The following is a 19,826-nucleotide window of genomic DNA, read 5'->3' as shown; positions in this document are numbered from 1 at the left end:
GATACCAGAGGTCTGGTGTTAGTTGGATAATTTTACCATTTTTAGCGGCAGGAGTTTCAGCGATGAGGGCATTTTCTAGGACGCCATCGTTGCTAGAGTTGTCCCCACCAATGGCAAGGGTACGGTTGATGACAAAGAGGATGTCAGGATTGATTTCTTTGACACTTTCAAAGCTGACTTCTTGTCCGTGGCGAGAGTCTTCAAATTGAGTATCAGTTGGTTTGAATTTCAAGGTTTGATACAAGAAAGAGAAACGAGATTGGGCACCAAAGGCAGCCATTTTTCCTTCATTGAGGAGGATAGCAAGGGCTTTTTTGTCAGAACTCTCGTTTTTAGTAGCGACTTCCTGAATGCTCTTGTCTAGGTTGGCTAATTCTTCCTTGACTTTCTGTGTACCAGTTTCACCAAAGGCGCTTGCTAGGGATTCGATGTTGGCCTTGGTTGAAGTCCAGTAGTCGTCCTTGCTTGCTTGGAAGAGCACGGTTGGAGCAATTTCTTTGAACTTGTCTACGAATTTTTGGGTACGTGGAGAAGCGATAATCAAATCCGGTTCAAGAGCAGCGATGGCTTCTAGGTCTGGCTCAACCATGGAACCCACATTGTTGACATTTCCTGCAAGATCTTTTAGGTAAGTCGGAACAGTTTTTGTAGGCATTCCGACGATGTTTTTTTCAAATCCTAGAGCTCGAATGGTATCCGCAGCACCGAGGTCAAAGGTTACAATCTTTTCAGGAACCTTTGAAAGTTTGACCTCATCTAGTGAACTTTTAATGGTTACCTCTGTTGGAGCAGAGCTACTTGTCTCTGTCTGGCTAGTGCTTGAGTTTGTATTTGTACTACATGCACCAAGTAGGAGCAAGAAGCTAGCCACTAGGGCAGTGAGATAAAGTTTAAGGGATGTTTTCATGATTTCTCCTTTTTAAAATGTGATAACGATGTAGGGAGTCTCTTATATAGGATTGTTAGCTAAGAGACAGAGGGTTCTCTAACATGAGTTCAGAATAGCTAGCTATAGATACAGATCTTTTTGCCATTGATATCCGCGAGCGTGATGGGAATCTCATAGAGTTGACTGAGCAGGTCAGCCTGCATGATTTGAGCAGTCGTTCCCTTGCAAAAGACTTGACCGTCCTTGAAGGCAACAATTTCATCCGCATATTGGCTAGCCATGTTGATATCGTGGAGGACGATGATAATGGTCTTCCCTAGTTCCTCCACCAGTTGACGAAGGATCTGCATCATGCTGACGCTTTGCTTGATATCGAGGTTGTTGAGTGGTTCGTCCAGTAAGATAAAGTCTGTATCCTGAGCTAGTACCATGGCGATAAAGACACGTTGGAGCTGTCCGCCAGACAGACTATCGATGTAGCGGTCTTTTAAGTTTGTCAGTTCCAGATAGTCTAGAGTTTCTCGGATTTTTTCCCAGTCTTCTGCCTTCAGTCGACCACGGCTGTAGGGAAAACGTCCAAAGCTGACCAGTTCTTCAACGGTCAATTTGGCTTGGTAATTGATCTTCTGCTTTAGGATAGTGAGCTCTTTGGCTAGTTCTTGCGAATTCCAACTCTCGATTTCACGACCTTTGATACTGAGAATTCCCTGATCTTTCTTGGTCAGTCTGCTCATGATGGATAGGAGAGTTGATTTTCCAGCACCATTTGGACCAATAAAGGCTGTCAGTTTCTGAGGACTGACTTCAAGCGAAATATCTTGCAAAATATCCTGTTTTTGAATGGATTTGTCAATGTTTTCCAATTTCACCGACGGGCCCTCCTGTAAAGTAAGATAAAGAATAAGAGACCACCCACACTCTCGATGATCATGCTGATGCGAATTTCCAGTGCAAAGATTCGTTCGATGAGGGCTTGCCCCAAGGTCAAACTAATAAATCCAATCAGAATGGCTACGATAAAGAGCAACTTGTGCCGATAATCTTTGACGATTAGGTAGGTAAGATTGGCTAGCATAAAGCCGAAGAAGGCCATAGGTCCTACCAAGGCAGTCGCTGTTGAGGTCAAAAGCACGATGCCCCAGAGGAGTTCTCTCTGTTCTTTTTCAACATCGAGTCCCAGTATCTGAGCCGTTTCTCTTTGCAGGTGCAAGACATCTAGAACGACTGCTTTTCGAAAGAAAAAGATTGTCAAGGCAAGGATGATCAGAGAACCGATGGCTAGGATGGAAGTGTTGAGATGCTGAAAGGAGGCAAAGAGACTGTTCTGCAGTTTATCGTATTCATTTGGATCCATCAGAACTTGTAGGAAGGTACTGATATTTCGAAAGAGACTTCCGAGCGCTAGGCAGATTAGCAGAATGAAGACCAGATCTTGCTTCATCAGCGTTTTCAAGTAGCCTTGTAAGGCGAGAAAAAAGAGGGATTGAAGCAGAAGCAAGACTAGAAATTCTAAGACAGGAGACTTTCCAAGCTGTAGAAATTTGCTTTCAAATATCAGTAGCAGGGTTTGTAGCAAGACATAGAAGGATTCGATTCCCAAAATACTTGGTGTCAGAAAGCTATTTTCTGTCAAGGTTTGAAAACTAATGGTCGAAATCCCTGTCGCGATAGCTACCAAGAGATAAACGATGATTTTTTGGGAACGCAGCTTCCAGGCAAAGGCAGACAGGTTAGTGATGGGCCAAAAGTAGAGGAGACAAGCTCCGATGGCCAGAATAATGAGAAGGCAGAAGAGCTTGGTATGTTTGCTTTTAAACTGCATCTTTTTGTCCCCCTCTCCATAGAAGTAGGATAAAGACGAGGCTGCCGATGATTCCTAGTAGGAGACTAACAGACAGCTCATAGGGCCGAATCAAGACTCGAGAGAGGATGTCGCAGGCCAGAACCAGATTGGCGCCGACCAGTGCGACAACGAGTTTGGTTTGGCTCAGATTATCTCCATAGCGCTTGCGGACAAGATTGGGAACGATGACCCCGAGAAAAGGCAAGGCACCCACGGTAATCATGGTGACACTTGTCGTTAGTGCCACTAGAAAGAGGGCCAGCTTTTCAAGTAGGGAGTAAGAAATCCCCAAACTCTCACTGGTTTCCTTGCCCAGATTCATGATGGTGAAGGTTTGGGATAATTTCCAAACGGCTATCAGGATAATGAGGCCTAAGAAGAGCCACTCATACTGATGGGTCTGAATCATGGAGAAGGAACCCTGGGTCCAGGCCGTCATACTCTGAACCAGATTGAAACGATAGGCGATAACTTCTGTGATAGAACCGATAATCCCACTATAGATGATCCCGATCAAGGGCAACATCCACCTTTCCTTTACAGAAAAAATAGTCATAAAGGCCAGGAAGAAGAGAGTAAATAAAATGGATGAGCCAAAAGCAAAGAGCATCTTTTGGGTCAGACTCGCAGACGGAAAGACAAAGAGGCTTAACACCATTCCCAGTTTAGCGGCGTCTGTCGTTCCGACTGTACTCGGAGCAGCAAACTGATTTTGGGTGATGGTCTGCATGAGGAGTCCTGCCATGCTCATACTGGAGGCTGCAAGGAGAATGCTAATGGTTCTTGGAAGACGCGACTCTTGAAAGAGTAGCCAGGTCTGTTGCTCAAAAGCAAAGAATTTTTCCCAAGAAAAATCACTGGTTCCAATACTAATGGAGAGAAAGACCAGGAGTAGAAGTAAGCCTGTTAAAATATGAGAGAGTTTCATGCCCCGTCCTTTCATGTAGATTTGGTATAAAAAATACCCTTGGAGATAATGTAACACGATTTTTTTAATCTGTCAATAAATTTTCTGACAATTTAATGTAAAAAGAAAGAAAAATTCCTGAAATAATATCTGCCCCTCTATTTTATAGGATAAACTAGTAAAAACTAATCCAACTTCCCTCTATCCTTCTCCTATAAAAAGTGGTAAAATGGAGGACAGAAAGAAGGAACTGATATGACAACATTATTTTCAAAAATCAAAGAAGTAACAGAGCTTGCTGCGATCTCAGGCCACGAAGCGCCTGTCCGGACTTATCTTCGTGAAAGGTTGACACCGCACGTGGATGAAGTAGTGACAGATGGCTTAGGTGGTATTTTCGGTATCAAGCATTCAGAAGCTACGGATGCACCGCGTGTTTTGGTCGCATCTCACATGGACGAAGTTGGTTTTATGGTCAGCGAGATTAAGCCAGATGGTACCTTCCGTGTCGTTGAAATCGGTGGCTGGAATCCTATGGTGGTCAGCAGCCAACGCTTTAAACTCTTTACTCGTGACGGTCGTGAAATTCCTGTGATCTCAGGTTCTGTCCCTCCACATTTGACTCGTGGAACAGGTGGACCAACCATGCTAGCTATCTCTGATATCATTTTTGATGGTGGTTTTGCAGACAAGGCTGAGGCAGAAAGTTTTGGCATTCGTCCTGGTGATACCATCGTGCCAGATAGCTCAGCGATCTTAACAGCCAATGAAAAAAATATCATTTCAAAAGCTTGGGACAACCGCTACGGTGTTCTTATGGTTAGTGAGCTAGCAGAAGCTTTGTCAGGTCAAAAACTCGGAAATGAACTCTATCTTGGCTCGAACGTCCAAGAAGAAGTTGGGCTTCGTGGCGCTCATACTTCTACAACTAAGTTTGACCCAGAAGTTTTCCTAGCTGTTGACTGTTCACCTGCTGGTGATGTTTATGGTGGTCAAGGCAAGATTGGGGACGGAACTTTGATTCGTTTCTATGATCCAGGCCACTTGCTCCTCCCAGTTATGAAGGATTTCCTTTTGACAACGGCTGAAGAAGCGGGCATCAAGTACCAATACTACTGTGGAAAAGGCGGAACGGACGCTGGAGCAGCTCATCTGAAAAATGGTGGTGTCCCATCTACAACTATCGGTGTCTGTGCTCGTTATATCCACTCTCACCAAACTCTCTACGCGATGGATGACTTCTTAGAAGCCCAAGCTTTCTTGCAAGCCTTGGTGAAAAAATTGGATCGTTCAACGGTTGATTTGATTAAACATTATTAAACATAAGGGAGGTGGTCTGGATGGTAGAACCAAACCTAGAAAGCCTTATAAGAGATCTCTACAACCATGCCCGTCAGGGCTTGAGTGAAGATTTAGTTGCTGCTCTTCTAGAGACTGCTAAAAAACTACCCACTACAAATGAGCAATTACTAGCAGTGCGACTCTCAGGACTTGTCAATCGTGAATTGCTCATCAATCCCAAACATCCAGCACCTGAATTGATCAATTTGGCGCGCTTTATCAAAAAAGAAGAAGCCAAGTATAGGGGCACTGCAGTTTCTGTTATCATGTTTGGAGAACTCTTTAAAAAGCTTTGATTCCATTGTGAATCAAAGCTTTTTTATATGCTCCAAAAGAAATTCTTGATGAGGAGACAAAAAAGCCATCCCATTCAGGACAGCTTCTTGGTACTTATACTCAATGAAAATCAAAGAGCAAACTAGGAAACTAACCGCAGGCTGTACTTGAGTACGGCAAGGCGACGTTGATGTGGTTTGAAGAGATTTTCGAAGAGTATTAGATTTGTTCAGCAATGACCTTTTCAGCTAGGTTCATAGCATGGTCAGATACACGAGTGTAGTGGGAAATGATGTCGATAAAGTTGACTCCAGCTTGTGTAGAACACTCACCCTTGTTAAGGCGTTTGATATGGGTCTTTCTGAGAACACGTTCCATATTGTTGATTTCTTTATGGCGTTCAATCAGACTTTGAGCTTTTTCAATATCATTGTTTTCCACACTATCAAGGGCATCCTTGATGAATGCGGTTGTTGCTTGATAAATCTCAGCTAATTCCTCTAAAGCAGCATCAGAAAATTGAACATTCTTACGTTGGAGGTAGTCTGTTAGGTTGAGCAAGCCTTCTGCGTGGTCCCCAATCCGTTCCAAATCACGAGACGAATCCAGGATGTTGGTCAAGACTTCGCTTTCCTTTTGACTCAAGGATTCGCTTGAGAGTCTGATGAGGTAACGAGTGAGTTTTTCATCGATGGTGTTGATGGCCTCCTCTGTCTTGTGCCCTTTTTCAGCTACCTTTTCATCCAAACCGATGATATAGGTATAAGAAAGGTCAAAAGCTTTGGCTGCATAGTTCCCTAAGTGCAAAAGTTCTTTTTTAGCATTTCCTAGAGCGATAGAAGGAGATTGCTGGATAAGTTGCTCGTCGAGATAGAGGGGCTCGTACTTGACAACCTCGTCTTCACCAGGGATGAGCTTGGTTACAAAGTAGGCCAAGGCTCCGATGAATGGAAATTGTACAATGGTGTTACTTACGTTAAAGGCACCGTGAGAGAAGGCGATGGTCATCTCAGGTGAGAGGTGAAGGAGTTCCTGGAAGTACTCGATCATAGCAGTGAAGGGGCCTAATAGGATTAAGCAAAGAATAGTTCCTAAAACGTTAAAGGTAACGTGGGTTGCCGCAACGCGCTTTGCAGAGACATTGGCTCCAGCTGCTGCAATGATAACTGTTAGAGTTGTCCCGATATTATCTCCGAAAAGAACTGGTAGTGAACCTTTAAGATCAATGAACCCACCTGCATAGAGACCTTGTAGAATCCCGATAGTTGCAGAGGAAGCCTGGATGAGGACGGTAATCACTGCACCGGCTACTACTCCTAAAATAGGATTTTGTCCCAAAGTGACCATATATTCCTTGAATTGTGGTAAATCTTTAAGAGGACTCATACCGGCACTGATGAGATTAAGGGCGTAGAAGATTCCCCCTACACCAAACAGGATGCGCCCGATATTGTTTGCTGTTCTGTTTTTTGTAAAGAAGAGGAACATGGTTCCAAGGAAAATCAAGGGTAAAGCATACTCGCCTAGTTTGAAACCGATGATAAAGGAAGTAACGGTGGTTCCGATGTTGGCTCCCATGATAATTCCGATAGCCTGTCTAAGAGTGAGAAGACTAGCGCTGACCAGTCCGACCGTGATAACTGTAACCCCAGTACTTGACTGAATCAGGGCAGTCACGACGATTCCGACTAGAACGCCTAAAAAGGGATTGCTAGTGTACTTGTCAATGTAAAAACGAAGGCGATCTCCAGCAGCTTGTTGCAAACCGTCTCCCATGGTTTTGATACTGTATAAAAACAGTCCTAGACCTCCTAAAAAGTGAAATAAAATTTCCTGCCAATTAATGGACATTTCTTTTTCCTCCGAAAAATAATAACGGAATTTCTCCTATTCTATTTTAAAGGATAAAAGTAAATCTCACAAGTGTTTAGCTGAAATTTTCATAAGAAACAAGAACTTTCTTTTAAAATGAGAGATAGATTCCCTTTAAGATAGATGATTTATAGGATTGTGTCCAAATTTTACTGATTATTATCCTAGTTATAGTTTTTATGTTAAATAGATTGACATCGCTTTCATATAAGATAAAATGAAGATGATCCTGTTCTGGTGGTGTGCACTGAGAACAGTTACTTTTTATCAAAAAGTAAAGCGCTTACTTTATATTTTATTAGGAGGATAAGATGAAAGATCTATTTTTTGAAAAACGTTGCCGTTACAGTATTCGTAAGCTGTCAATCGGGGCTTGTTCCTTGATGATTGGTTCAGCTCTATTTGTGAGTCCAGCTCTTGCCGAACAAGTCGCAGTCCCTGAAACAACTGCAAATACGAGCGCCCAAGCTACAAGCGCTAGTGAAACAGCTAATCCAGATACTGCAGCCCTTGAAAAACAATTATCGGAAACAGAGAACAAAGTAGCTGAGCAAGCAATTTCAGAAAATACTCCAGCAATAGCTGATTTGGTTAATGAAAAAGAAGAGGCAAACCCCGATCTGGCAGATAAAACTGAAAAACCAGTTCAACCAACTGAAAAAGAAGAAGTCAAACCAGAGGAGGCTCCTCAAGTAGCTGAGAAGAAAGCCGACAAACCGACTCTAACAGACGTTCCTAAAAATGAAGAAAAGAGTCTCCGACCAAAAGAAATCAAATTTGATACTTGGGAAGATTTGTTAAAATGGGAACCGGGTGCGCGTGAGGATGATCCTATTAACCGTTCCTCAGTTGAACTCGCCAAGCGCCACAGAGGGCAGTTGGTCAATGAAAAAGCAAGCAGAAGAGCCAAGGTTCAAGCTCTAGCAAATACCAACTCGAAAGCTAAAGACCACGCTTCTGTTGGTGGAGAAGAATTCAAGGCCTATGCTTTTGACTACTGGCAATACTTGGATTCAATGGTCTTCTGGGAAGGTCTAGTTCCAACTCCAGATGTCATTGATGCCGGTCACCGCAACGGAGTTCCCGTTTATGGAACACTCTTTTTCAACTGGTCAAACAGTATTGCTGACCAAGAGAAATTTGCCGCTGCCTTGAAACAAGATGAGGATGGCACCTTCCCAATTGCACGCAAGCTCGTTGATCTCGCTAAGTACTATGGCTTTGATGGCTATTTCATCAACCAAGAAACAACAGGGGAATTGGTAGCACCTCTTGGTGAAAAAATGCGCCAATTCATGCTCTATACAAAGGAATATGCAGCTAAGGTCAATCACCCAATCAAGTATGCTTGGTACGATGCCATGACCTACAAATACGGTCGTTACCACGAAGATGGTCTAGGTGATTACAACTACCAGTTCATGCAAAAAGAAGGAGACAAGGTCCCTGCGGATCAATTCTTTGCCAATTTCAACTGGAACAAGGAAAAGAATGACCACTCCGTAGAGATGGCCAAATGGCTAGAACGTAGCCAGTATGATGTCTTTGCAGGCTTGGAATTGCAACAAGGTGGCTCTTATAAGACCAAAGTCAAATGGGATGCCCTCTTAGATGAAAAAGGCAAGTTGCGCTTGTCACTTGGACTTTTTGCGCCAGATACGATTACCAGTCTAGGAAAAACAGGCGAAGACTACCACAAGAACGAAGACATCTTCTTTACAGGTTACCAAGGAGATCCAACGGCTCAAAAACCAGCTGACAAAGAGTGGTATGGAATTGCCAATTTAGTTGCTGACCGTACTCCCGCAGTAGGCCGGACCTTCACTACCTCTTTTAATACAGGTCATGGTAGAAAGTGGTTTGTAGACGGCAAAGTTTCTAAGGATTCTGAATGGAACTACCGTTCTGTTTCAGGAGTCTTGCCAACATGGCGTTGGTGGCAGACTTCAACGGGGGAAAAACTCCGTGCAGAATATGACTTTACAGATGCCTACAATGGCGGAAATTCCCTTAAATTCTCAGGTGATGTAGCTGGTAAGACGGACCAGGATGTGAATTTGTATTCTACCAAACTAGAAGTAACTGAGAAAACCAAACTTCGGGTTGCCCACAAGGGAGGAAAAGGCTCCAAACTTTATATGGCCTTCTCTACGACTCCAGACTACAAATTTGAGGATGCAGCTGCATGGAAAGAACTGACTCTCTCTGATGACTGGAAGAATGAAGAATTTGACCTCAGCTCACTGGCTGGTAAAACCATCTATGCAGTCAAACTCTTCTTCGAGCATGAAGGAGCTGTAAAAGATTATCAGTTTAACCTAGGTCAATTGACAATTTCGGATAATCACCAAGCACCACAAGCGCCTACAGGTCTTTCTGTGGTGAAACAATCTCTTAAAAATGCCCAAGAAGCTGAAGCAGTGGTCCAATTTGCTGGTAACCAAGATGCAGATTTCTATGAAGTCTACGAAAAAGATGGGGATAACTGGCGTTTGTTGACAGGCTCATCTGCTTCCACTATCTACTTGCCAAAAGTTAGCCGCTCTGCTAATGCGACTGGTACGACTCAGGAATTGAAAGTCGTTGCGGTTGGTAAAAATGGGCTTCGTTCTGAAGCAGCGACGGCATTCTTTAACTGGGGTATGACAGTTCAGGATACGACCCTCCCAAGATCTTTAGCTGAAAATATTGTTCCAGGTGCAAAGGTTATCGATAGCACTTTCCCAAATACTGAAGGTGGAGAAGGTATTGAAGGTATGTTGAACGGTACCATTACTAGCCTGTCAGACAAGTGGTCTTCAGCTCAGTTGAGCGGTAGTGTGGATATTCGTTTGACCAAGCCACGTACCGTTGTTAGATGGGTCATGGATCATGCGGGAGCTGGTGGTGAGTCTGTCAACGATGGTTTGATGAACACCAAAGACTTTGATCTTTACTACAAGGATACAGATGGTGAGTGGAAACTAGCTAAGGAAGTCCGTGGCAACAAAGCGCACGTTACGGATATCACTCTTGACAAACCAATCACTGCTCAAGACTGGCGCCTTAAAGTTATCACTTCAGATAACGGAACACCTTGGAAAGCCATTCGTATCTACAACTGGAAGATGTATGAAACCCTGGACACAGAAAGTCAAAATATTCCAATGGCTAAGGTAGCTGCCCGTTCACTTGGAAACCATCAAGTTCAACTAGGCTTCTCTGATGTTCCAGCGGGTGCAACTATCACCGTTTACGACAAGGCAGATTCACAAACACCGATTGCAACCTTGAAGTCTGAAAATGGTGGCGATATGGCAACAGCACCATTGGGCTTTGACAAGCAACCAACTCTCCTCTACTATCGTACCCAACTACCTGGCAAAGAAATCAGTAACACCTTGGCAGTAGCGATTCCGCAGGATGAGAGAAAAATTGCTACAGTTAGTCTTGAAAAAGGGCCTAAGAAGACAGTTTATAAAGAGGGAGAAAAACTTGACCTTAGAGGCGGAACACTCCGTGTTCAATACGAAGGGGGACAAGCCGACGAGCTGATCAACCTTACTCATTCAGGTGTGACAGTATCTGGCTACAACGCTCATCAAAAAGGGGAACAAAAGCTCACAGTTAGCTATCTTGGACTTCTAGTAAGCGGTGACTTGAAGGTACAAGTGACTGGTCAAGATGAAGGAAAACCAAAGGAAGTAGCAGGTCTGTACATTACTCAGAAACCGAAAACGGACTATCTAGTAGGAGAGCAACTGGATCTTGCAGAAGGGCGCTTCGGCGTTCTCTATGATGATGAGACAGAAGAAAGCCATGCCTTCACAGATCAAGGTGTTGAAATTACGGGCTACGATGCTCAAAAGACTGGTCGTCAGACCTTGACCCTTCATTACAAGGGACACACAGCTGAGTTTGATGTTTTGGTTTCTCCAAAGGCTGCAGTCAATGATGAGTACCTCAAACAAGAAATCACTGCTGCCCAAGGCCGTCAGTCAACTCTTGCCTACACCTTCTCAAGCGAGGACAAACAAGCAGCACTAGTAGAGAAGCTCAATGCAGCGAAAGCTGTTGCAGAAAACCATGATGCCAGTCAAGAAGAGGTCAACAGAGCTTTGAATGAGTTGAAACAAGCAGGGACAGACCTGGATGGAAATCAACGTTATCAGACTGCTAGAGAAGAGTTGGAAGGCTTGCTCGAATCCGTCCGTGAAAAAGATCCTAAAGCTGAGTTGATTGAACAAGCAGAAACTTTGTTGGCTTCAGAAATGCCAACTCCACAAGCTTTTGCGGGAATGAAAGAAAAGCTAAATAAGAAACTAGCTCCTGCAGAAGAAAGTCACCATGTTGGAAGTATGGATCCAAATGAAGTGGCTCCAACAGTTGAGGCTCTCCCTGAACTAGTTATTGAAACTGAAACAACAGCCTTCGAACATCAGGAACGACCAAATGCAGCCCTTCTCACAGGACAACGCCGTATTGTGCAAGCAGGAGTTGAAGGCCAAGTTCGTCGCTTTGTAGAAGTTGATGCTCAGGGCAAACGCACCCTTCATTCTACTGAGGTTCTCAAGGAAGCTATCCCAGAAATTGTTGAAGTAGGAACGAAAGAAGAGCAGGTCTCACAAACAAGGGATCAAGCTCTTTCAGCAGCACCAGCAAAAGTTGAAGAAGTAAGTAAAGAGCTGCCAAATACGGGAGCGACAAGAGATGCTAGTCTAGTAGCGCTGGGACTCCTCGGAGTAATGAGTGGCTACGGCTTGCTCTCTAGAAAGGGGAGAGAAGACTAATCAGATTTACGAATCTTGGATTTTCTCATAAAAATAAAAAAAAACAAGGTTTGACTGTAGATTAGTCAGACCTTGTTTTTAGTTTTGAAATTGAAGAGTAAATTTGAAGCTAGATTTTTGTTATTCAATTCCTTGGATAAATTTTTGGAAACGATAAGTGTCGAAATAAATATTGGATGCAACTAATTTATCAAATTCATCAAATTTCAGAAATTCTGCGACATCCAGTTCGAGTTCTTTTCCTTGAGGAGAATGTAAACGGTAGCGATTTAAAGCTGAGACTGCTCGACCATCAACAAGTAATTGCTTCACTTCAAGATGCTGGCTCAAAGCATAGAATTGGCCTGCGCCTTGCAAATAAACATCACGTCCTTGTCGAATTTCTATACTATCGCACATGCCATAGTCAAAGTTTTCAGCTACGAAATCTTCCCAGCCTCCCTCATTTACTGCCGTAAAATAGCTTTCTGCAAGTGTTTTTGTATCCATTTGGAACCTCCTGTAAAATAATTGGGCTATGATGAATATCACGAAATATTTTGCCCACTTAAGAGTATACAAAAGGAAATATGACTACAGGTTGTCATATTGCTGAAGATTTTTTTTGAGAGTACTGACCAGTAGATTTTGTAAGTGACTTGGAGATACGACCTTTACTTGATAACCAAAGCTTAAGAGTAAATCAAAAAATGCAGGAGTTAAAGCTCTGAATGCCTGAACTTTTATTATTTCGTCCCCGACTCTGATTTCTTCTTCCGTGAAGTGATCGTAGATTTTTGGGAGTGCAAATCTTGTAAAAACTAGTTCGATTTCTTCTCTTTGCCCCTCCACTTTATGTTTTGGGGGATTTAAAAAAAGCTCTAACTTTTCTTGAGATAAACGTGGATAATCGAATGATTTATCTTTTATATCCACTAGTTCTAGTTCTCGAATTCGAGTTAATTTAAAAATACGAAAATCTAATTTTTCTAAGCAGTAACCGATAACATACCAAGCATTCAGTTTATAGATCAATCTGTATGGAATAACTGTTCGCTGACTTTTCTCTTGTTTTTTCGAATAGTAAGAAAAAGAAATCATCTGTTCAGTTTGTATCGCTTCCTCAATTTCTAGTAAATAATTTGTATTAAGAGTCCAGGAACTGAGATCAAAGTAAAAAGGACTGTTTGCTCTTGTAATTTCTTGAGAAGACAGCTTGTGCTCGATACTGTCAAGACTTGAATGACCAACGATTTTACTAACATTTTGGCTCATATTAATGATAAACTGTCTCTCTTCCTCAGTGAAAAAGTTTCTGTCTATCTTATAGTCGCTTGGTATATAGAAACCTCCCTTATCTCCACGTTCCGAATAGATTGGGATCCCCGCTAAACTTAGTGTATCCATGTCTCTATATGCAGTTCGAGTAGATATTTCAAACCTCTCTGCGATCTCTTTAGCTGTTATTCTCTTCTTATTTAAAAGAGACAGTAAAATATAGATTAGTCTTTCTAATTTCATCGTAGCAATTCCCCTTCTTTTAATCTCAAATAGCACAAACTAAAGAAACTATTTTAGTTATATTGTATAATAAGAAACCTAGCAATTCAAAAAGAAGGACTGTAGAGTTTAGAATATTAAGGATTAAAATATTAGAAAAAGAATGGTATAGAAGTAATTAGGCAGATCAATCAAGAAATTTGCCTAAATTATTCCAACCGAATTATGTAAAGATTGCTCTTTTCCGGACTGCAATCCTAGTTTTTTAGGTTAATAGATAGAAGAATGAACAAGAAAAGTTTAGGGTTTTTCTATCTCTTTTGCGGATTTTGTGATATAATTAACACGTATAAAAAAAGAAGGAGTCATATCTAATGGCAAAATTGACTGTTAAAGACGTTGACTTGAAAGGGAAAAAAGTTCTCGTTCGTGTTGACTTCAACGTACCTGTTAAAGATGGCGTGATTACCAATGACAACCGTATCACTGCAGCTCTTCCAACTATCAAGTACATCCTTGAACAAGGTGGACGTGCAATCCTCTTCTCTCACCTTGGACGTGTAAAAGAAGAAGCAGACAAAGAAGGTAAATCACTTGCTCCTGTAGCTGCTGACTTGGCTGCTAAATTGGGACAAGAAGTTAAATTTATCCCAGGTGTTACACGTGGTGCTGAATTGGAAGCCGCTGTTAACGCTCTTGAAGATGGACAAGTTCTCTTGGTTGAAAACACTCGTTTCGAAGATGTTGACGGCAAGAAAGAATCTAAAAATGATCCTGAACTTGGTAAATACTGGGCATCTCTTGGAGATGGTATCTTCGTAAACGATGCATTCGGTACAGCTCACCGTGCACACGCATCTAACGTTGGTATCTCAGCAAATGTTGAAAAAGCAGTTGCTGGTTTCCTTCTTGAAAACGAAATTGCCTACATCCAAGAAGCAGTTGAAGCTCCAGAACATCCATTCGTGGCTATCCTTGGTGGTTCAAAAGTTTCAGACAAGATCGGTGTTATCGAAAACTTGCTTGAAAAAGCTGATAAAGTGCTTATCGGTGGTGGGATGACTTACACATTCTACAAAGCCCAAGGTATCGAAATCGGTAACTCACTTGTAGAAGAAGACAAATTGGATGTTGCAAAAGCTCTTCTTGAAAAAGCAAACGGCAAATTGATCTTGCCAGTTGACTCAAAAGAAGCAAACGCATTTGCTGACTACACTGAAGTGAAAGACACTGAAGGTGAAGCAGTAGACCTAGGTTTCCTTGGTTTGGATATCGGCCCTAAATCTATCGCTAAATTCGACGAAGCTTTGACTGGTGCCAAAACAGTTGTATGGAACGGACCTATGGGTGTATTTGAAAACCCTGACTTCCAAGCTGGAACAATCGGTGTCATGGACGCTATCGTGAAACAACCAGGTGTGAAATCAATCATCGGTGGTGGTGACTCAGCTGCTGCAGCCATCAACCTTGGCCGTGCAGACAAGTTCTCATGGATTTCTACTGGTGGTGGAGCATCAATGGAACTCCTTGAAGGTAAAGTTCTTCCAGGATTGGCAGCCTTGACTGAAAAATAAATAGTTAACTAAAGGAAGATGGTGTGACCATCTTCTTTTTAATTTAATTTATAAATAGGTGGAATTTTTCTATAAATAAAAAAAGAGTAAATATTTGCATCCTGCCTTGTAAAGTGCTAATATAAAAAGTAACGACTAAATTTAGATAAGGAAAAGGATTATAATGAAAAATAAAAAAGAAGTCTATGGATTTCGTAAAAGCAAAGTTGCGAAAACGTTGTGTGGTGCTGTTTTAGGAACTGCTTTGATTGCTTTTGCAGACAAAGCAGTATTTGCTGATGAAGTTACAGAGACAACTAGTACAAGTACAGTTGAGGTAGCTACTACAGGGAACCCAGCCACAAATCTACCTGAAGCTCAGGGTGAAATGAGCCAAGTTGCCAAAGAAAGCCAAGCTAAGGCTGGTTCTAAAGACTCAGCTTTGCCAGTAGAAGTATCATCAGCTGATTTGGATAAAGCAGTTGCTGATGCAAAATCTGCAGGAGTTAAGGTAGTTCAAGATGAAACAAAAGACAAAGGAACAGCCACAACTGCTACAGAGAATGCTCAAAAACAAGATGAGATTAAAGGCGACTATGCTAAACAGGCTGAAGAAGTAAAGACAACAACTGAAGCATATAAAAAAGAAGTCGCAGCTCATCAGGCTGAAACAGATAAAGTCAATGCTGAAAACAAAGCAGCGGATGACAAGTACCAAAAAGATCTAAAAAGTCATCAAGAAGAAGTTGAAAAAATCAACACTGCTAATGCAACAGCTAAAGCAGAATATGAGGCTAAGCTAGCACAATATCAAAAAGATTTAGCAACTGTCAAAAAAGCAAATGAAGATAGTCAACAGGATTATCAAAATAAACTTTCAGCTTACCAGACAGAATTAGCTCGAGTACAAAAAGCTAATGCTGTAGCTAAAGAGGCTTATGATAAAGCAGTAAAAGAAAACACAGCTAAAAACGAAGCGCTTAAAGCTGAAAATGAAGCGGTTAAACAGCGTAATGAAACTGCAAAAGCGAATTATGAAGCAGCGATGAAGCAGTATGAAGCAGACCTTGCAGCTATTAAGAAAGCTAAAGAGGATAATGATGCTGATTATCAAGCTAAATTAGCAGCTTATCAAACAGAATTGGCACGTGTTCAAAAGGCTAATTCTGATGCAAAAATAGCCTATGAAAAGGCTGTTGAAGAAAACACAGCTAAAAACAATGCTATCCAAGCTGAAAATGAAGCTATTAAACAACGAAATGAAACAGCCAAGGCAACTTATGAGGCTAAAATAGCACAATACGAAAAAGACTTGGCAGCAGTCAAACAAGCGAATGCAGCTAACGAAACAGACTACCAAACTAAGTTAGCGACTTATCAGACAGAACTAGCTCGTGTTCAAAAGGCAAATGCTGATGCTAAAGCAGCTTATGAGAAGGCTGTTGAAGAAAACACAGCTAAAAATGCAGCGCTCCAAGCTGAAAACGAAGAAATCAAGCAACGGAATGCCGCGGCTAAAACTGACTATGAAGCAAAATTAGCTAAATATGAAGCTGATCTTGCCAAATATAAGAAAGAGTTGGCTGAGTATCCGACTAAGTTGCAGGCTTATAAAGATGAGCAGGCTAAAATTAAGGCGGCCCTTGTAGAACTTGAAAATAATAAAGATCAAGATGGTTACTTGTCTAAGCCATCTGCTCAGAGCTTGGTTTACGATTTAGAACCGAATGCTCAACTTGATCTCAAAACGGAAGGAAAACTTCTCACTGCAGCAGCAGTTGATGAAGCTTTTAAGAAAGACACAGTCCAATATGGCAAGAAAAATCTTCAGTTAGATAATCTAAATGTCAAGAACTTGGAAAACGGTGCTACCGCTTCTTCGGTGGAATTGTATGGTAATATTGGAAACAAATCTGACTGGACCACCAATGTAGGGAATAAAACAGAAGTTAAATGGGGCTCTGTTCTTCTAGAACGTGGGCAAAGCGTAACTGCAACTTATACCAACCTTCAAAATTCATACTACAATGGTAAAAAGATTTCCAAGATTGTTTACAAATATACTGTAGATCCTTCTTCTCAATTTAAAAATCCTAGTGGAAAAGTTTGGTTGGGAATCTTTAGTGACCCAACTTTGGGTGTCTTTGCTTCTGCTTACACTGGTGATGTTGAAAAAGGGACTTCAATTTTCATTAAAAATGAATTTACCTTCTATGATGAAAATGACCAACCAATTAATTTTGACAATGTCCTTCTTTCAGTAGCATCTCTAAATAGAGAAAATAATTCTATTGAGATGGCCAAGGATTACACTGGTAACTTTATTAAAATTTCTGGTTCATCTGTTGGAGAAAAAGACGGAAAGATTTATGCCACAGAAACCTTGAACTTTAAAAAAGACCAAGGTGGATCTCGTTGGACTATGTATCCAAATGGTCAACCTGGTTCAGGTTGGGATTCATCAGATGCACCAAACTCTTGGTACGGTGCTGGAGCTATTAGTATGTCTGGCCCTACGAATCATGTTACTGTTGGTGCTATTTCTGCGACCCTAGTAGTTCCTTCTGATCCAGTTATGGCGGTTGATACAGGTAAAAGACCAAACATCTGGTACTCACTCAATGGTAAGATTCGTGCCGTCAACGTTCCGAAAATTACTAAGGAAAAACCAACTCCGCCAGTAGCACCAACTGCACCACAAGCTCCAACTTATGAAGTAGAGAAACCACTGGAACCGGCTCCAGTAGTACCAAACTACGAAAATGAGCCAACTCCACCGGTAAAAACTCCAGATCAACCGGAGCCATCAAAACCAGAAGAGCCAACATATGAGACAGAGAAACCATTGGAACCAGCTCCAGTAGCACCAAACTACGAAAATGAGCCAACTCCACCGGTAAAAACTCCAGATCAACCGGAGCCATCAAAACCAGAAGAGCCAACATATGAGACAGAGAAACCATTGGAACCAGCTCCAGTAGCACCAAGCTATGAAAATGAGCCAACTCCACCGGTAAAAACTCCAAATCAACCAGAGCCATCAAAACCAGTAGCACCAAGCTATGAAAATGAGCCAACTCCGCCAGTAGCACCAACTCCTAAGCAGTTGCCAACACCACCAGCGGTGCCAACAGTTCACTTCCATTACAATCGTCTTTTTGCACAACCTCAGATTAATAAAGAAATTAAAAATGAGGATGGAGTAGATATCGATCGTACTCTCGTTGCTAAGCAGTCTGTAGTGAAGTTTGAATTGAAAACAGAAGCGTTGACAGCTGGTCGTCCAAAAACAACTTCGTTTGTATTGGTAGATCCGCTTCCAACTGGCTATCAGTTTGATTTGGAAGCGACCAAGGCTGCAAGCAAAGGTTTTGAAACAAGCTATGATAAAGCTAGTCACACTGTAACCTTTAAGGCTACTGAGGAGACCTTGGCTGCTTTCAATGCAGATTTGACAAAATCCTTTGAGACGACTCTATATCCAACTGTTGTTGGTCGTGTCTTGAATGATGGGGCGACTTATACAAATAACTTTACATTGACAGTCAACGATGCCTACGGTGTCAAGTCAAACATTGTTCGTGTAACGACTCCAGGTAAACCAAATGATCCTGACAATCCAAATAACAACTACATCAAGCCTTTGAAAGTTAACAAGAACAAGCAAGGTGTGAATATTGATGGCAAAGAAGTTCTAGCTGGTTCAACAAACTACTATGAACTCACATGGGATTTGGACCAATACAAGGGAGATAAATCTTCTAAAGAAGCGATTCAAAATGGTTTCTACTATGTGGATGATTATCCAGAAGAAGCCTTAACCCTTCAACCGGAATTGGTTAAGATTCGTGATCTAGAAGGCAACCTTGTATCAGGTATCAGTGTTCAACAATTTGATAGTTTAGAAGCTGCGCCTAAGAAGGTTCAAGAGCTGTTGAAGAAAGCCAACATTACTGTTAAAGGTGCTTTCCAACTCTTCTCAGCTGATAATCCAGCTGAATTCTACAAGAACTATGTAGCAGCAGGAAAATCATTGCTAATCACAGATCCGATGACAGTTAAACCTGAATTTGGTCAAACGGGTGGTAAGTATGAAAACAAAGCCTACCAAATTGATTTTGGAAATGGCTATGCTACAGAAGTAGTTGTCAACAATGTACCGAAAATCACACCGAAAAAAGATGTGACAATCAGTATGGATCCAAGCAGTGACAATATTGATGGCCAAACCATTCCGTTAAACCAGTACTTCAATTATCGTTTGATTGGTGGTTTGATTCCACAAAATCATTCTGAGGACTTGAATGACTATAGTTTTGTAGATGACTATGACCAAAAAGGTGATCAATACACTGGAAATTATAAAGTTCTTGCCAAGGTTGATATCCGATTGAAAGACGGTCGTGTTATCAAGGCAGGGACAGACTTAACAGCTGAAACACAGGTTGAACATGATCAAGATAAGGGAATGATTACCATTCGCTTCAAGGAAGAATTCCTTCAAGAGATTCAGTTGGATTCTCCATTCCAGGCTGAGACTTATATTCAAATGAAACGAATTGCTGTCGGAACCTTTGAAAATACCTATGTAAATACTGTGAACAAAGTTGCTTACGCTTCAAATACAGTTCGCACGACAACTCCAGAATCTAAGAAACCAGAGGAGCCAACAACTCCTACTCCAAATCCGAAAGGGAATCCTACTCTACCTCAAACAGGTACAAATGATTCAAGCTACATGCCATATCTTGGTCTGGCAGCTTTAGTAGGAGTTTTAGGACTTGGTCAGTTGAAACGTAAAGAAGACGAAAGCAACTAAGCTCTAAAAGTTAAATAGAAAAGAGGCTCTATGTCAACTGTAGTGGGTGACCTATAACTAAGCGCGAGAGGAGACGAA

At 41.7% G+C, this 19,826-nt stretch carries 12 protein-coding genes; 5 read left to right on the top strand and 7 right to left on the bottom strand.

Features of this window, described 5'->3' with window-relative positions; translation table 11 throughout:
- The 4 genes from Q4A91_RS07420 to Q4A91_RS07405 form a co-directional block, all read right to left on the bottom strand.
- Positions 1–907: siderophore ABC transporter substrate-binding protein (locus Q4A91_RS07420; protein WP_303212433.1), on the bottom strand; the 907-nt coding region annotated here is incomplete at its 3' end.
- 98 nt (positions 908–1,005) lie between these two features.
- Positions 1,006–1,758: an ABC transporter ATP-binding protein gene (locus Q4A91_RS07415; RefSeq protein WP_303212431.1), complete on the bottom strand. Its 753-nt coding sequence runs from the start codon at positions 1,756–1,758 to the stop codon at positions 1,006–1,008.
- The gene (locus tag Q4A91_RS07410; RefSeq protein WP_303212429.1) at positions 1,755–2,711 is read right to left on the bottom strand and encodes an iron chelate uptake ABC transporter family permease subunit; all 957 of its coding nucleotides are present in this window, start codon (positions 2,709–2,711) and stop codon (positions 1,755–1,757) included. The genes Q4A91_RS07415 and Q4A91_RS07410 overlap by 4 nt, the downstream gene beginning before the upstream one ends.
- Positions 2,701–3,660, bottom strand: coding sequence for an ABC transporter permease (locus tag Q4A91_RS07405; protein WP_303212428.1), 960 nt, complete (start codon positions 3,658–3,660; stop codon positions 2,701–2,703). Before Q4A91_RS07405 ends, Q4A91_RS07410 begins: the two co-directional genes overlap by 11 nt.
- A gap of 234 nt (positions 3,661–3,894) precedes the next feature.
- Here Q4A91_RS07405 and pepA point away from each other — a divergent pair, with 234 nt between their 5' ends.
- On the top strand, positions 3,895–4,959 hold the full coding sequence (gene pepA / locus Q4A91_RS07400; RefSeq protein WP_303212425.1) for a glutamyl aminopeptidase: 1,065 nt from the start codon (positions 3,895–3,897) through the stop codon (positions 4,957–4,959).
- Between the two features lie 20 nt (positions 4,960–4,979).
- Entirely contained in the window at positions 4,980–5,276 is a 297-nt protein-coding gene (locus Q4A91_RS07395) for a bacteriocin immunity protein (RefSeq protein WP_303212424.1), read from the top strand.
- Positions 5,277–5,475: 199 nt separating this feature from the next.
- On the opposite strand, the gene Q4A91_RS07390 is transcribed toward Q4A91_RS07395, so the two are convergent.
- A complete protein-coding gene (locus tag Q4A91_RS07390; protein WP_303212422.1) occupies positions 5,476–7,107 on the bottom strand; it encodes a Na/Pi cotransporter family protein in 1,632 nt (543 codons plus the stop codon).
- A 332-nt stretch (positions 7,108–7,439) separates the two neighbouring features.
- Here Q4A91_RS07390 and Q4A91_RS07385 point away from each other — a divergent pair, with 332 nt between their 5' ends.
- Positions 7,440–11,897 (top strand): bacterial Ig-like domain-containing protein, encoded by a 4,458-nt coding sequence (locus tag Q4A91_RS07385; RefSeq protein WP_303212420.1) that lies wholly within the window; start codon positions 7,440–7,442, stop codon positions 11,895–11,897.
- 120 nt (positions 11,898–12,017) lie between these two features.
- Here Q4A91_RS07385 and Q4A91_RS07380 read toward each other — a convergent pair whose 3' ends face one another.
- Together Q4A91_RS07380 and Q4A91_RS07375 are read right to left on the bottom strand one after the other, a co-directional pair.
- Entirely contained in the window at positions 12,018–12,386 is a 369-nt protein-coding gene (locus Q4A91_RS07380) for a hypothetical protein (protein ID WP_002879744.1), read from the bottom strand.
- 84 nt (positions 12,387–12,470) lie between these two features.
- On the bottom strand, positions 12,471–13,397 hold the full coding sequence (locus tag Q4A91_RS07375) for a YafY family protein (RefSeq protein WP_303212418.1): 927 nt from the start codon (positions 13,395–13,397) through the stop codon (positions 12,471–12,473).
- 353 nt (positions 13,398–13,750) lie between these two features.
- Between Q4A91_RS07375 and pgk the strand changes: the two genes are divergently transcribed.
- Both pgk and Q4A91_RS07365 read left to right on the top strand, forming a co-directional pair.
- Complete coding sequence (gene pgk, locus Q4A91_RS07370; protein WP_303212416.1) at positions 13,751–14,950, top strand: phosphoglycerate kinase; 1,200 nt, start codon at positions 13,751–13,753, stop codon at positions 14,948–14,950.
- A 163-nt stretch (positions 14,951–15,113) separates the two neighbouring features.
- Positions 15,114–19,748, top strand: coding sequence for an antigen I/II family LPXTG-anchored adhesin (locus tag Q4A91_RS07365; protein WP_303212414.1), 4,635 nt, complete (start codon positions 15,114–15,116; stop codon positions 19,746–19,748).
- The last annotated feature ends 78 nt before the right edge of the window (positions 19,749–19,826 follow it).

It is taken from the genome of Streptococcus sp., assembly GCF_030528045.1.
Taxonomy (GTDB): domain Bacteria; phylum Bacillota; class Bacilli; order Lactobacillales; family Streptococcaceae; genus Streptococcus.
Note: the sequence above shows the minus strand (reverse complement) of the source record. Positions and strands in the feature narration are given on the sequence as shown.